We start from the raw sequence: 14,882 nt of genomic DNA on the forward strand, positions 1-14,882 counted from the left end.
GACCGATGCGGGGGCTTCAGTTCCGCCGTAGCGGCAGTCGGGAGTCGTGCAGGATGCGCGCGCGTTCCCAGAAGCCGGGCAGGAAGCCTTCGGCCACCAGCAGGGGCTGCCCCATGCGCCAGAACACCGACCGGCGCGCCAGAACCACCGGCGTGCCGGTCGCCATGTCTGCGTCCAACGCGCCCGTCACGCCCACTGCCGTGCGATGAAAAGGCACCGGCGATGACAGGCGGCGGCAGACAAAGGGCGAGCGGCGCACGCTGCTGTCGTGGTACAGCATGTCGGCCAGCGGCCGCGTGCGCAGGCGCCGCATGCCCTGCCACATGGCCCGCGACGAGGCCAATGGCGTGATGCTGCGGGCGACCACGCTGTCGATGCCGTCGACGGACATCAGGACTTCACGGACCCAGACCGCGGCGCCCGGCGGCACGCGCAAGGCCAGCGCTTCGTCCGTCCGCGCCCCTTCGGCGTACTCGGCCAGCACGCGCAGGCGCATTTCGCCGAGCTGACGCAGGCCGGCAGTCAGGGCGCCGGGGCGGAACAACCAATATTTTTGAACGGCGGTAAGACGGGGAGGGGCGGCGGGCAACCAGCCGCCCGCGGGTAGATGCGGAGTCTTCATGGCGGCGTATTATCCCGCGCCGCTGCCCTCGCGCAAAGCGCGCGTCCCGGTACAACGTAAAATGCCGGTTTTAGCCGCATCCGTCCCAATGGAAAAAGTACGTATCTCCAAGCTCATGTCCGAACGCGGGCTGTGTTCACGCCGCGAGGCCGACAGCTACATCGAACGCGGCTGGGTCCGGGTCGACGGTGAGGTCGTGTCCGAGCTGGGCGCGCGCGCCTTTCCCGACCAGGTCATCACGCTTGAACGCGCCGCGCAGGCGCGCCAGACCTCGCGGGTCACGATCCTGATCAACAAACCGATCGGCTACGTGTCCGGCCAGGCGGAAGGCGGCTACCAGCCCGCCGTGGTGCTGGTCACGCCCCGCAGCCGCGCCGCCAACGACCGCGCGCCGCTGCGTTTCGAGCGTGCCCATCTGCAGGGCCTGGCCGTGGCCGGCCGCCTGGACATCGACTCCACGGGCCTGCTGGTGCTGACCCAGGACGGCCGTATCGCCAAGCATCTGATCGGCGAAGACTCCGATGTGGAAAAGGAATACCTGGTGCGCGTGCAAGGCCGCCTGGGCCCCAATGGCCTGGCCCTGCTCAATCACGGCCTGTCCCTGGACGGCAAGGCGCTGCGCCCCGCCTACGTGGAATGGCAGAACGATGACCAGCTGCGTTTCATCCTGAAGGAAGGCAAGAAACGCCAGATCCGCCGCATGTGCGAGCTGGTCGGCCTGCGCGTCGTGGGCCTGAAGCGCGTGCGCATCGGCCGCGTGGCACTGGCCGACCTGCCCATGGGGCAGTGGCGCTATCTGCGCGACAACGAAAAGTTCTAAGCGATCGGGGGCAAGGGACGGGGGGCCGGGTGTTGGGCTTCCTCCCATTCTTCGATGAGCCTCCCGATAAGCGATGTGACGCTGTTGCTGTCATCGCCGCTCATCCTCCAACGCATGAACGAATTTTTGACCTGCCGTATGGGTCTTTCGTCATCCGCGAGTTCGGACGGCGCAGCGCGGGGTTCCGAAAGGAAAGTGGCGACGTCGACATTTTCTTGCTCTATCAACGGCGCGCGTAATTCGGCGAGGAGGGCGGCGACGTCTGTCCGGTCGGACTCGGCCAACCGCGGAATCAGTCCTTCGAGCCATTGCATACACGCGTCACGTTCCGCTGCCGGGGCCGCCGCTGCCGTCAGCGACATGATGAGTACCTGGGCGGCCAGGGAGTTACCGGACGCCACCAGCTTCATTCCAAGCGCCTCAAGGTCTCTTCTCGCTTCCGCGGTTTGTCCGCTGAAAGCGTCGGCTTGAGCATCTGCGGCTGTCCTTCTGGGCGGTGAACCCAGCATGGCCACAATTTGTGGCGCCTCTGTATTCGGCGTGGCGGGCAGCGCCGATGCGCTTGCTCGCCTCTGTTCGTTCGCGGCCACGACGGGCGCGTTGTCGGCAGCCGGCGCCGGTGGTTCGACGTGGCGGCTGATCGGCGAGGCGACGCCGTTCGCTGAAGTGCAGTTTTCCATGGTTCCTTCCCGGTTGATGTGACGAGATTTCGTCCCGGCTGGCGCGCTTCGGTTCCAAGGGAACGACATGTTCAGTGCTGCGCACTCACGCAGCACTTTTACTAAACCTTTGACGGTTCGAACATGTTCCCTTCATCAACGGTACCGTGCGGTCGTGCCCTCGCGCTTGCATCGAGCGAGACCCAGGCCGGCCCTTCGGCAACAAGCCAGGCTCAGGTTGGCACACTTTCGTTCCAGGCCAGGCCGGGGCTGCCCAGGCTGGGTGTCGGGGGTGTGGCCTGCTCGTATCCGCAACCCGTTCCTGTTCCCGCGCTTGTTCCTGCATCGTCCGCGCACGATACGGTGCCCGCGGACGATACGGTGGCGGCGGTGCTGGATTCCACCGGGCCGCTGGCGAAGCAGCACGTGGACGGGGCGACGCTGGAAGCGCTTCATTGCCGCGGCATCAACTGGTTCGTCGTCCTGCGGCATTGGACGGAGTGTGTCCGTCGCGAATGGGCCGAACTCAAAAGATTGCAGACGCGAATCGGCGAGGCGAGCGGCGAGCAACGTGAGCGCCTTGAGGCCGACAGGAAGAAAATAGCGGACCATCTGCGGCTTCACACCCTGCCGCTGGCCCAGGGCCGCGTCTTCGGCGCGCAAACCGAAAAATACATCGGCGAGTCCAACCGCCACCTGTGGCAACGGGTGATCAAGATCATCGGCGATCCTGCCCTGGCCGCCGACTTCCAGCCGCTGCGAATCGCCATCAGTGTCGCCAGTTACCGGCTGATGGAATGGCTTGGATACGTTCGCGCGGGCCGGGCCTTCGCCGCCGAACATGGCCTTGCCGTTCCGCATCGCGAGATTGAACGCCACGCCGCGCCAGACGCGGCGGTGCTTGCGAACAAACAGGCGATGCTTGAACGCGCGGCCCGGATCGAGGCGTCCCAACCGGGGGCGTCCGCGGTGGTGTGGGACTTGGCCAATCGGGCTGCTGGCATACTCGCGCTCCGGACCAGGCACCACCTGGTCCAGTTTCGGATGGCGGGGACGGACAGGCTTACCGGGACGACCTGGTTCCAGATGAAGACGATGGGCCCGACCTGGCCCAATCCTGGGTTCATCAATCATTTCTCCAAAGGCAAGATCCGGATGCTGTTGAATGATGAGATGCGGCACGACGCGCCGTACCAGGCCCACGACGTCGTGCTCGAACAACTGCTGTCATGCCCAGGCATCGATCCGAAGGAGATATCGCTGATAGAACTGAGCGATGTCGATCAGAGCCTGAGCGACCGCTTCGGCCTGCCGAACACTGCAAAGGCCAGCGGGATTCAAGCGGTGATCAGCGCGGACATTTTCAGTGGGGATGCGCGCTTCCATAGCTTCCGCGCCGACACGCCGGAAGGAAGATTGGTCAACAGCGTGGCGCTTGCGCTGTGCAAGCAGATGAAGCAACTATGCTGCTTCAGGTATAGAGCGCCGGTAGCCCCGGGCGACGAGCAGCCGGATCCATCGTCACCGGCCGCCTGGCGGACCGATATCCTGATCTACATCGCGCCGGTGCGCAGCATACAAAGAGGGCGCAAGCGCGCCTTGCGACCCAAGGTGGCGTAATCGCCAGCCACGTCCCTTGCCGCCAGCATGCAGGCGGCGCTCAGCTCGCCCGGTTCAAGCCCTTGCGCAGCCTTTCGGTCAGGAAGTCGACGAAGATTCGCGTCTTGGCGGGCAGCAGGCGGGTTTCGGTCACCGCATACACCGGGAAAGGACCCGCCTCCCAATCCGGCAGCACGCGCCGCAAGGTGCCGGCGGCCAGTTCCGGGCGGGCGCTGTCCTCGGCCAGGATGGCGATGCCCGCGCCGAGCACGGCCAGGCGCCGGATCATGCCCGTGCTGTTCAATGAGAATCGCTTGCCGGGATGGAACTCGATGTGTTCTCCTCGGCTGTGCAGCGGCCAGCGCGTGACGCGCGAGCCCTGGGTGGCGCGGAATTCTATGCATTCATGTTCCGCCAGCTCGGCCGGATGGCTGGGCGTGCCATGTTCGGCAAGGTAGCGGGGCGCGGCGTAAAGATGGGCGGCCATGACGCCCAGCTGGCGCGCGATGCGGGTCTGGGCCGGTTGCTCGCCGATCTCGATGGCGACGTCGCACGTCTGAAACACCTGGCCGGCATGCTCTGGTGCGGCCAGATCCAGGCGAAACGTCACGTCCGGAAAGCGGCAGGAGAATTCCATGAAGATCTCGGCCAGGAAGTCGGTGCCGAAATCCGCCGGCATGTTTACGCGCAGGGGGCCGAAGGGCATGCTGGCAAGATCCATGATTTCTTCATGAGCGACCTGGGCCTCGGCCACGATATGCTGACACCGGGCAAAATAACGCTCGCCCGCGTCGGTCAGCTCGACTTTTCGCGTGGTGCGGCTGAGCAGCCGCAGTCCAAGGGAACGTTCCAGCTCCGCCACCTGTCTTGAGAGAGTGGATTTTGGTACGCCGAGAACCAGGGCGGCGCGGCTGAAGCTTTTAGCCTTGGCCACCTCGACGAATAATTCCATAGTCTGTAACTGTTTGCTCATGAGCGTTATTATCCCATGAGTGGAACTATGTTTTCGCAGGAGCTTTGCTTTGTTACCCCAGTGGAATAGTGCACAATGCACCCTTTTGCACCGCAGCAAATTGAACAAGTGGTAAAAATTAGGCTTCGCGTTATTGAGCTTAAACAAAGCTTAATACGCAGCTAACACACTTCGGCTTGCGGCCTGCAGGCGTCCCAGCCCCGCTTTCGTTGGAACCAGGAAATGCAACAGATGAAAAAAAAGACCGCTGCGCGCACGGGCGCGGTAGTGGCGATGACCGTACTCACCATCGCGTTGGCGGCGTGCAGTAAGCAAGACGCCGCCCCTCAAGGCGGGGCCAAGCCCACGGTGGGCGTGGTGACCCTGAAGACCCAGCCGGTATCGCTGACCACTGAATTGCCGGGGCGCACCTCGGCTTACCGCATTGCCGAAGTGCGGCCGCAGGTCAATGGCATCGTGCTCAAGCGCACCTTCACCGAAGGCGGCAACGTCAAGGCCAACCAGCAGCTGTACCAGATCGACCCCGCGCTGTACCAGGCCACCCTGGATAGCAACCGTGCCGCACTGGCGCGCGCCGAGGCCTCGGTCAAGAGCGCCGCCTTGCTGGCCCAACGCTACAAGCCCCTGGTCGAAACCCGCGCCGTCAGCCGCCAGACCTACGATGACGCCATCGCCGCGCGCGACCAGGCCGCCGCCGACGTGCTGTCGGCCAAGGCCGCCGTCGACACGGCGCGCATCAACCTGGTCTACACGCGCGTGCTGTCGCCCATCGAAGGCATCATCGGCCGCTCCTCGGTGACCGAGGGCGCGCTGGTCACGGCCAACCAGACCACCGCGCTGGCTTCGGTGCAGCAGATCGATCCGATCTACGTCGACGTCGTGCAATCCAGCGCCCAGCTGCTGCGCTTGCAGGACCAGTTGGCCAAGGGCCTGATCAAGCGTGCCGAAGGCGATCAGGCGGCCCAGGTTGCCCTGACCCTGGAAGACGGCAGCCAGTTCAACCAGCAAGGCAAGCTGCAGTTCTCCGAAGTCACCGTCGACCAGAGCACGGGCGCGGTGACCCTGCGCGCCGTGTTTCCCAACCCCGACCACCGTCTGCTGCCGGGCATGTTCGTGCGCGCCCGTTTGAGCGATGGCGTCAGGGACCAGGGCCTGCTGGTGCCGCAGCGGGGTGTCGCGCGTAGCCAGAACGGCAATCCCACCGTGATGCTGGTGAACGCGCAGAACAAGATCGAGCTGCGCGAAATCAAGACCGACCGCGCCATTGGCAGCAACTGGCTGGTGACCGACGGTCTGAAAGCCGGCGATCGCGTCGTGCTTGAAGGTCTGCAGACCATCCGTCCCGGGGCGGAAGTCACGGCCAACGAAGTCGCCGCCACTCCGGCGCCGGCCGACCAGAATCAGGCGGCTCCGGCCGCGGCGGCGCAAGCCCGCTAGGAGCCCGCAGCATGGCACAGTTTTTTATTGAAAGGCCGGTATTCGCCTGGGTGATCGCCATCGTCATGATGTTGGCGGGCGCCTTGTCGATTTTCGGCCTGCCCGTATCGCAGTACCCGAATATCGCGCCGCCCTCCATCGCCATCCAGGTGACCTACCCGGGCGCCTCGGCGCAGACGGTGCAGGACACCGTGGTGCAGGTGATCGAACAGCAGATGAACGGCATCGACGGCCTGGAGTACATGTACTCCGAAAGCTCGGCCGACGGTAGCGTGACCATGACCATCACGTTCCGCCAGGGCACCAACGCCGATACGGCGCAGGTGCAGGTGCAGAACAAGCTGTCGCTGGCCACGCCCTTGTTGCCGCAGGAAGTGCAGCAGCAGGGCATCCGCGTCACGAAGGCCACCAAGAATTTCCTGATGGTGGCGGGCTTCATCTCGCGCGACGGCAATATGAGTCGCGCTGACTTGGCCGACTACGTGGCGTCTTATGTACAGGATCCCATCAGCCGGACCAACGGCGTGGGCGACTTCCAGCTGTTCGGTTCGTCCTATGCCATGCGCATCTGGCTGGATCCCGCCAAGCTGCTCAACTACGGCCTGACGACGGTGGACGTGACCACCGCCATCAGTGCGCAGAACGTGCAGATTTCCAGCGGCCAGCTGGGCGGCTTGCCCGCCGTGCGCGGGCAGCAGCTGACGGCCACCATCATCGGTCCGTCGCGGCTGCAGACGCCAGAGCAGTTCGGCAACATCCTGCTGAAGGTGAACCCGGACGGTTCGCAGGTGCGCATCCGCGATGTCGGCACCACCGAACTGAACGCGTCCTCGTACACCATCGACAGCAAGTACAACAACCAGGCAGCCGCCGGTCTGGCGATCAAGCTGGCGCCAGGCGCCAACGCGCTGGATACCGCCAAGGCCATCCGCGCCACCATTGACGGCCTGAAGCCTTTCTTCCCGGCCGGCATGGACGTGGTGTATCCCTACGACACCACGCCCTTCGTCAGCCTGTCGATCGAGGAAGTGTTCAAGACCCTGGGCGAAGCCATCGTCCTGGTGTTCCTGGTGATGTATCTGTTCCTGCAGAACTTCCGGGCCACGCTGATTCCGACCCTGGCGGTGCCGGTGGTGCTGCTGGGCGCCTTCGCCGTACTGGCGATGGCCGGCTTCACCATCAATACCCTGACCATGTTCGGCATGGTGCTCGCCATCGGCCTGCTGGTCGACGACGCCATCGTGGTGGTGGAAAACGTCGAACGTCTGATGGCGGAAGAGGGGCTCACACCGCGGCAGGCGACCAAGAAGTCGATGCAGCAGATCACCGGCGCGCTGGTGGGTATCGCCATGGTGCTGGCCGCCGTGTTCGTGCCGATGGCGTTCTTCGGCGGCTCCACGGGCGTGATCTATCGCCAGTTCTCCATCACCATCGTCGCGTCCATGGCGCTGTCGGTGGTCGTGGCCCTGGTGTTCACGCCGGCGCTGTGCGCGACCCTGCTCAAGCCGATTCCCAAGGGCCATCATGGCGCCAAGACCGGCTTCTTCGGCTGGTTTAACCGCAACTTCGATCGCGGCAGCCACGGCTACGCGAACACGGTGTCGCGCGGTTTGAACCGTACCAAGCGCCTGATGTTCATCTACCTGCTGCTGGTTGCCGGCATGGTGTTCATGTTCATGCGCGTGCCGACCTCCTTCCTGCCGGAAGAAGACCAGGGCATCATGTTCGCCCAGGTGCTGGGTCCCAACGGCTCGACGGCCGAGCAGACCCAGCAGGTGCTGGACAAGGCGACCAAGCACTTGCTCGAAGACGAGAAGGACACGGTCGAATCGGTGTTCGCCATCAACGGCTTCAACTTCGGTGGCCGTGGCCAGAACGCCGGCATGATGTTCATCAAGCTGCATGACTGGGCCGATCGCGGCACGGCCAAGCAGAAGGTCGGCGCGCTGGCCGCGCGGACCCAGGCATGGTTCGGTCAGAACATCAGCACTGCACAGGTCTTCGCCTTCGCGCCGCCCGCGGTGCTGGAACTGGGTAACGCAACCGGTTTCGACTTCATGCTGATGGACCGCGCCGGCGTGGGCCACGAAAAGCTGCTTGCCGCGCGCAATCAGCTGCTCGGCCAGGCCATGCAGAACAAGCTGTTGGCGGGCGTGCGTCCGAACGGCGTGGAAGATGCGCCGCAGTACCAGCTGAACATCGATCGTGAGAAAGCCCAGGTGCTGGGTCTGTCGATCTCGGATATCGACAGCACCTTGAGCACCGCTTGGGGTTCGTCCTACGTCAATGACTTCATTGACCGCGGCCGTGTGAAGAAGGTGTATGTGCAGGGCATGCCTTCGTCGCGGATGCTGCCGGACGATCTCAACAAGTGGTACGTGCGCAATAGCAGCGGCGGCATGGTCCCGTTCTCGTCCTTCGCGACGGCGGAATGGACCTTCGGCGCCCAGAAGCTGAACCGCTACAACGGCGTGCCCGCGTATGAAATCCTGGGCCAGCCGGCGCCGGGCCAGAGTACCGGCCAGGCCATGGCGGAGATGGAGCGCATGGCATCGAAGCTGCCGCAAGGTATCGGCTTCGAGTGGACCGGCTTGTCCTACGAGGAACGCATGTCGGGCTCGCAAGCGCCGGCGCTGTACGCGATTTCGCTGATCGTGGTGTTCCTGTGCCTGGCCGCCTTGTATGAAAGCTGGTCGATTCCGACCGCGGTGATGCTGGTGGTGCCTTTGGGCATTATCGGGACACTGGCCGCGACACTGTTGCGGGGGCTCTCCAACGACGTCTACTTCCAGGTGGGGCTGCTGACTACCGTGGGGCTTGCGGCGAAGAACGCGATTCTTATCGTGGAATTCGCCAAGGAGCACTACGAGGCCGGGGCCAGTCTGACTGAAGCTGCCGTCCATGCCGCCCGCCAGCGTCTGCGACCCATTCTGATGACGTCGCTGGCCTTCATCCTGGGCGTGGTGCCGCTGGCGATTTCCACCGGCGCCGGTTCAGGCAGCCAGAACGCCATCGGTACCGGCGTGATCGGCGGTATGTTGTCCGCGACGTTCCTGGCTATTTTCTTCGTGCCGATGTTCTTCGTGGTCATGCTCAAGGTGTTCCGTGTGAAGCGCGCGAGCGAGACCGGCGATCCGCACGATCCCAACGATGCCCGGCATCAACCCCGGCAGCAGCCTGCTTCCGAGCCGTCGGGAGGACATGCTGAATGAACGCCCTAGTCATGCATAAGAACAAGATGTCGTCCTTGCCTTCGTCAGTGCGCTCACCTTCGCGCGCCTTGCGTCCTGTCCGCCTGACCGTTGCGCTGGCCCTGGCCACCGCACTGGCCGGGTGCACCTTGATCCCCGACTACCAGCGTCCCGACGCGCCGGTGGACGCGGCCTATCCGACGGGGGCGGCTTACACGCTCCCCGCCGGCGCCGCGGCCAAACCCGCCAGCCAGTCGGGCGTGGCGACCGCCGATATCGGTTGGCGCGACATGTTCCCCGATCCGCTGCTGCAACAGCTGGTCGACCTGTCGTTGGTGAACAACCGCGATCTGCGCATCGCCGCGCTCAATGTGCAGGCGGCGCAGGCGCAGTACCGCATCCAGCGTTCGGACATCCTGCCGACCATCGGCGTGGGCGCCACGGAAAGCGCGCAGCGCACGCCGGCCGACCTGTCGTCGAGCGGCAGGGCGACCACCTCCCACAGCTATCAGGTGGGCGCGTCGGTGTCGTGGGAACTGGATCTGTTCGGCCGCATCCGCAGCTTGTCGGAGCAGGCCCTGCAAACCTATCTGGCGCAGGACGAGACCCGCAACGCCACGCAGCTGACGCTGGTGGCGGAAGTGGTCAACGCGTACCTGACTCTGCGCGCTGACCAGGAACTGCTGAAGCTGACCGATGACACGCTGAAGAGCCAGCGCGATTCCTACGACCTGACCAAGCAGAGTTACGACGGCGACGTCGCCACGGCCCTGGATCTGAGCCAGGCCGAGGTGTCGGTGCGTACCGCTGAAAGCAATCAGGCTCAGTACGTTCGCCAGGTGGCGCAGGACATGAATGCGCTGGTGCTGCTGTTGGGCAATCCGGTGCCGGCCGAAGTACGGGCCAGCCTGGAAGCCCCGGGGCGCCTGGATGACGCCTTGATCCCGACCAACCTGCCGGCCGGCCTGCCGTCCGACTTGCTGGTGCGCCGTCCGGACATCCGTTCGGCCGAGCACAGCCTGCTGGCGGCCAACGCCAACATCGGCGCGGCGCGCGCGGCGTTCTTCCCCACCATTTCGCTGACCGGCAGCGCGGGCACCGCCAGCGCGTCGCTGGGCGGTTTGTTCAAGGGTGGTTCGGGCGCATGGAGCTTCGCGCCGCAGATCACCACGCCCATCTTCGCCGGCGGTTCGCTGCTGGCCGGTCTGGACGTCGCCAAGCTGCAGAAGCAGATCCAGGTGGCCACCTACGAGCAGAGCATCCAGACCGCGTTCCGCGAAGTGTCCGATGCCCTGGCCGGGCGCGGCACCCTGGATCAGCAGATCCAGGCGCAGCAGTTGTTGGTGCAGGCGGACCAGCGCGCGTATGACCTGTCGCAACAGCGCTTCCGCCAGGGCGTGGACAACTACCTGACCGTGCTGGACTCGCAGCGCTCGCTGTATGACGCGCAGCAGAACCTGGTGACGACGCGCCTGTCGCGCCTGACCAATCTGGTGACCTTGTACAAGGCGCTGGGTGGCGGCTGGACCGACAAGACGGTGCAGGCGCAGGCCGCGGCGGCCGGGCAACCGGCGCAGGTCACGCAGTAAGCTTCAAATCGCTCTTTGTGAGCGAAAAGGGCTCGGAGTCGAAATGTCGATTCCGAGCCCTTCTGCTTTGTGGGGCCGGTGCCCGCAGGGCAGAGCCGCCTGGCCGGGGGCGCCTAGCCCGCGCGGTGGTCCAGCGTGAAGCTGGCGCGGTCGTCCTGGGCCAGCAGCTTGGTCAGCCAGGGCATGGCTTCCTTGAGGGCCGCGTGCAGGGTCCATGGCGGGTTCACCAGGAACATGCCGCTGCCATGCAGGCCGAAGCCGTCGGTGGCGGGCTTGCGGACGGACAGGGCCACGTGCAGCCAGCTCTTGACCTCCAGCCGCTCCAGATGGCGCGGCAGCTCGTTCGACTCGCGGCGCTGCACCTGCGGGTACCAGACGGCGTAGGTGCCGGTGGCGAAGCGCTTGACGCCTTCCTTGACCGTGGTCAGGGCCCGGCGGTAATCCTGCTTGTCTTCGTAGGAAGGGTCGATCAGCACCAGGCCGCGGCGCGGGGGCGGCGGCAGCAGGGCCTTGACGCCCTCGAAGCCGTCGGCATCATAGATCGTGGTCTGGCGCATCGCCACGCGGCCCTGGTGTTCCAGGTTGCGCACCAGCACTTCGGCTTCGCTGGGGTGCATTTCGAACAGGCGCAGGCGGTCGCTTTCGCGCAGGGCTTCGAGGGTCAGCCAGGGCGACCCCGGATAGTTGCGCAGTTGGCCGTCGACGTTCTGCTGGCGTATCAGTTCCATGTAGCGCGCGAACAGCGGCGGCAGGTCGTCGCGGCCCCACAGCCGAGCGACACCATCGGCATATTCGGCATTCTTGTTGGCCCAGTCGCTGTCCAGGCGGTAAAGCCCGGCGCCGGCGTGGGTATCGATCACCCAGTAGGGCGTGTCCTTGCGATTCAGGTAATCGAGGACGTGGGCCAGGACGGCATGCTTGAGCACGTCCGCGTGGTTGCCGGCATGGAAGGCGTGGCGATAACTGAACACGGGGGCTTTCCTTAAGCGCGGGCGGTGTCGGCTTGCGCCGGGAAGGGCGGGCGGATGCTGTCGAGCATGTCGGTGAACAGGGCGTCCACGCCCCAGGCCAGCAGATCGCGGGCGCGCTGGGCGTCGTTGACCGTCCAGGCGCACAGCCGGTAGCCGGCCGCGTGGACATCGCGCACCAGTTCGGGGGTGACGTCCTTCTGGTTGACGTTCAGGGCCACGCAGTCGTGCTGAACCATGCGGTCGCGCCAGTCGGAGGGGATTTTCTCGACCAGCAGGGCACGCGGCAGCAGCGGGGCGGCGACGTGGGCGGCGGCCAGCGCTTCCTCGGAGAAGGAAGACAGCAGCGGCGGCACCGCGGCGCCTTGCCACAAGCGCTGGACGGCCAGGGCCACGGCAGTGCCGGTTTCGGACTCGCGGCCGGGGCAGGGCTTGATTTCCACGTTGCTGGCGATGGCCTGCCCAAGCGTGAAGGCGGCGACGTCGTCCAGGGTGGCCATGCGCTCCCCGGCATACGTGGGCGACAGCCAGGAGCCGGCGTCCAGGGCGGACAGCTCGGCCCAGGTCTTGTCCTTGGCCGGGCCCTGGCCGTTGGAGGTGCGGTCCAGGTCGTCGTCATGCAGCAGGAACAGCACGTCGTCCTTGCTCAGCTTGACGTCGTATTCGAACATCGTGAAGCCGTGCTGCGCGCCCACCCGCATGGCGGCAGGCGTGTTCTCCGGCGCCAGTTTGCCACCGCAGCGGTGTGCGATCAGGGACGGATAGGGCCAGGAAAAGGAGGGGGCTGTCATGGGGAAAGGCACCAGGTAATACGGATCAAGCCGCCAAGGATACCGCAGGCGCGCGCCACGCCGTCTTGGACCCTTGCCAGTGGTGGTAAACTGCTTGCCCGCTGGTCCGATAGTATGCAGTGTCGGCTGCGTAGTATGAGAGCAAGGCGAATCTGTTTCGCCTTTTTTTATGCGTTTTGTGTGACCAGTCGCCAGCAGGTATGTGCGGCGGTCGCATGGGTCTCAGGTACTCCATGTTCGAATTTATTCGCAATCATCAGCGCTGGATGCAACTCATCCTGCTGATTCTGATCGTGCCGTCCTTCGCCTTTTTCGGCGTGCAGAGCTATAGCAGCTTCATGTCGGAAGAACCCAAGATGGCGACGGTGGCGGGTCACCCGATCACCCAGCGGGAATACGATCAGGCGCGCCGCAACCAGCTGGACCAGTATCGCCAGATGATGGGCGACCGTTTCGATGCCGCCGCGCTGGACAATCCGGCCATGCGCCAGCGTCTGCTCGAACAGCTGATCGACCAGCGTGTCCTGGCCGCCGCGGCCACCGACAACCGCTTCTCGGTGTCGGACGAGACCCTGCGCAACACCATCGCGTCCAATCCGCAGCTGCAGGACAACGGCCGTTTCTCGCCGGAGCGCTATCGCGCCGCGTTGGCGGCCCAGGGCCTGAGCTGGGAGGCCTTCGAGGCCAACCTGCGTGGCCAGCTGGCCGTCAGTCGCGTGCTGGATCCCGTCGGCCAGTCGGCCCGCGTTCCCGATGCCGTCGCCGGCAGCGTGGAGCATGCCCTGACTGAAGTGCGCGGTGTGCGCACGCGCCGGTTTGCCGCCGCGGATTTCCGTTCCAAGGTTGAAGTCAGCGATGCTGACCTGCAAACCTGGTACGACGCCAACAAGCAGCAGTTCCTGATCCCCGAGCAGGTCAAGGCCCAGTATCTGGTCCTGGACGAAGCCGCGGCCAGCACCGGCATCGACGTCAAGGACGACGACATCCAGCGCTATTACGATCAGAACAAGACCCGTTTCGGCACGGCCGAGCGCCGCCGCGTCAGTCAGATCATGATCGAGCTGCCGGCCGCCGCCACCGACACGCAGCGCAAGGAAGCGCAAGCCAAGGCCGCGGACCTAGCCAAGCAGGCCGCCGCCGATCCGGCCGGTTTCGCCGAGCTGGCCAAGAAGAATTCGCAGGACTTCGGTTCCGCCGCCAAGGGTGGCGACCTGGGCTTCTGGACGCCGGGCACCTTGCCCCCGACGCTGGAAACCGCCATCAAGGGTCTGAAGCAGGACCAGGTGTCGGAAGTCGTGCAAAGTCCTTATGGCTTGCACATCCTGAAGCTGACGACGCTGGAGCCGGGCAAGTTCAAGCCCCTGGCCGAAGTGAAGTCGCAAATCGTCGACGAGATCCGCAAGCAGATCGCCGCCTCGCGCTTTTCCGACATGGCGACCAAGCTGACGTCCCTGGTCTATGACCAGCGCGACAGCCTGCAGCCGGCCGCGGATGCGCTGGGTCTGAAGCTGCGCGAAGCGGGTGGCATCACCCGCACGGAATTGTTGCCGCCGGAGCAGGCGGGCGCGAACTCCGCCGCCGCCAGCGCGGATTCGGCCCTGCTGGACAGCCCGCGCGTGCGCCAGGCGCTGTTCTCGGGTGAAGTGCTGCGCGACAAGCAGAACTCCGGCGTCATCGAGTTGTCGCCGGCCCAGATGCTGGTCGTGCGTGCCGCCGGCCTGACCCCTGCACACGTGCCGCCGCTGGATCAGCTGAAGGACAAGATCCGCGCCAAGCTGGTTGAAGAGCGTGCCGCGGACGCCGCCGCCAAGGCGGGTGAGCAGGCCCTGGAAGCGCTGCGCAAGGACCCCGCGGCGTCGCTGGACGGCTTCGCGGCCGCCGTCGATGTCTCGCGTGACAATCCGCAGAAGCTGTCGCGTCCGGTGCTGGATGCCGTCATGCGCGCGCCCGCCAAGCCGCTGCCGGAGTATGTCGGTGCTCGCGAAGAGAACGACTACGTCGTGGCGCGCATCGAGAAGATCGAAGCCGGCAAGCAGGATCCCGCCGTCACCACCGCCTTGAACCAGCAGCTGTCATCGGCCTGGGGCCAGGCTGAAGACGCCGCCGTGCTGAAGGTGCTGCGCGAGCAGTACAAGGTGCAGATCGCGCCCGAAGCGGCGAAGATCCTGAAGGGTGAGGACATCCAGACCGACGCGGGCTGAAACGCAGCCGCCTCGTTCTAAAAGAAAACCCG

General features: G+C 65.2%; 11 protein-coding genes. 6 read left to right on the forward strand and 5 right to left on the reverse strand.

The genetic code is table 11. The features are described 5' to 3' along the window. Positions 1 to 16: 16 nt before the first annotated feature. Positions 17 to 622 carry a chorismate lyase gene (locus ASB57_RS05770; RefSeq protein ID WP_057651333.1) on the reverse strand — a complete coding sequence of 202 codons (606 nt, stop codon included), beginning with the start codon at positions 620 to 622 and terminating at the stop codon, positions 17 to 19. A gap of 88 nt (positions 623 to 710) precedes the next feature. On the opposite strand from ASB57_RS05770, the gene ASB57_RS05775 reads away from it, so the two are divergent. Beyond that, positions 711 to 1,442, forward strand: a complete 732-nt coding sequence (locus ASB57_RS05775; protein WP_057655938.1) for a pseudouridine synthase — start codon at positions 711 to 713, stop codon at positions 1,440 to 1,442. Here the strand turns inward: ASB57_RS05775 and ASB57_RS30940 are convergent. Then, a complete protein-coding gene (locus ASB57_RS30940) occupies positions 1,439 to 2,122 on the reverse strand; it encodes a hypothetical protein (protein ID WP_156414067.1) in 684 nt (227 codons plus the stop codon). The genes ASB57_RS05775 and ASB57_RS30940 overlap by 4 nt on opposite strands. Positions 2,123 to 2,395: 273 nt before the next feature. Here ASB57_RS30940 and ASB57_RS05790 point away from each other — a divergent pair, with 273 nt between their 5' ends. Beyond that, complete coding sequence (locus ASB57_RS05790) at positions 2,396 to 3,721, forward strand: hypothetical protein (RefSeq protein WP_156414068.1); 1,326 nt, start codon at positions 2,396 to 2,398, stop codon at positions 3,719 to 3,721. Between the two features lie 40 nt (positions 3,722 to 3,761). Here the strand turns inward: ASB57_RS05790 and ASB57_RS05795 are convergent, their stop codons facing one another. Then, positions 3,762 to 4,652 (reverse strand): LysR family transcriptional regulator, encoded by an 891-nt coding sequence (locus tag ASB57_RS05795; protein WP_156414350.1) that lies wholly within the window; start codon positions 4,650 to 4,652, stop codon positions 3,762 to 3,764. A 252-nt stretch (positions 4,653 to 4,904) separates the two neighbouring features. Here ASB57_RS05795 and ASB57_RS05800 point away from each other — a divergent pair, with 252 nt between their 5' ends. The 3 genes from ASB57_RS05800 (at position 4,905) to ASB57_RS05810 (ending at position 10,890) form a co-directional block, all read left to right on the forward strand. Beyond that, positions 4,905 to 6,110, forward strand: coding sequence for an efflux RND transporter periplasmic adaptor subunit (locus ASB57_RS05800; RefSeq protein WP_057651342.1), 1,206 nt, complete (start codon positions 4,905 to 4,907; stop codon positions 6,108 to 6,110). 11 nt (positions 6,111 to 6,121) lie between these two features. Next, positions 6,122 to 9,322, forward strand: coding sequence for an efflux RND transporter permease subunit (locus ASB57_RS05805; RefSeq protein ID WP_057651344.1), 3,201 nt, complete (start codon positions 6,122 to 6,124; stop codon positions 9,320 to 9,322). 68 nt (positions 9,323 to 9,390) lie between these two features. Beyond that, positions 9,391 to 10,890: an efflux transporter outer membrane subunit gene (locus ASB57_RS05810; RefSeq protein ID WP_156414351.1), complete on the forward strand. Its 1,500-nt coding sequence runs from the start codon at positions 9,391 to 9,393 to the stop codon at positions 10,888 to 10,890. A 113-nt stretch (positions 10,891 to 11,003) separates the two neighbouring features. Here ASB57_RS05810 and ASB57_RS05815 read toward each other — a convergent pair whose 3' ends face one another. Together ASB57_RS05815 and ugpQ are read right to left on the reverse strand one after the other, a co-directional pair. Continuing rightward, positions 11,004 to 11,861, reverse strand: coding sequence for a 23S rRNA (adenine(2030)-N(6))-methyltransferase RlmJ (locus ASB57_RS05815; protein WP_057651346.1), 858 nt, complete (start codon positions 11,859 to 11,861; stop codon positions 11,004 to 11,006). 11 nt (positions 11,862 to 11,872) lie between these two features. After that, positions 11,873 to 12,649, reverse strand: a complete 777-nt coding sequence (ugpQ, locus tag ASB57_RS05820; protein WP_057651348.1) for a glycerophosphodiester phosphodiesterase — start codon at positions 12,647 to 12,649, stop codon at positions 11,873 to 11,875. A gap of 233 nt (positions 12,650 to 12,882) precedes the next feature. Between ugpQ and ASB57_RS05825 the strand changes: the two genes are divergently transcribed. Then, positions 12,883 to 14,850 (forward strand): SurA N-terminal domain-containing protein, encoded by a 1,968-nt coding sequence (locus ASB57_RS05825; protein ID WP_057651350.1) that lies wholly within the window; start codon positions 12,883 to 12,885, stop codon positions 14,848 to 14,850. Positions 14,851 to 14,882 lie beyond the last annotated feature (32 nt).

It is taken from the genome of Bordetella sp. N (genome assembly GCF_001433395.1).
Classification (GTDB): Bacteria; Pseudomonadota; Gammaproteobacteria; order Burkholderiales; family Burkholderiaceae_B; genus Bordetella_C.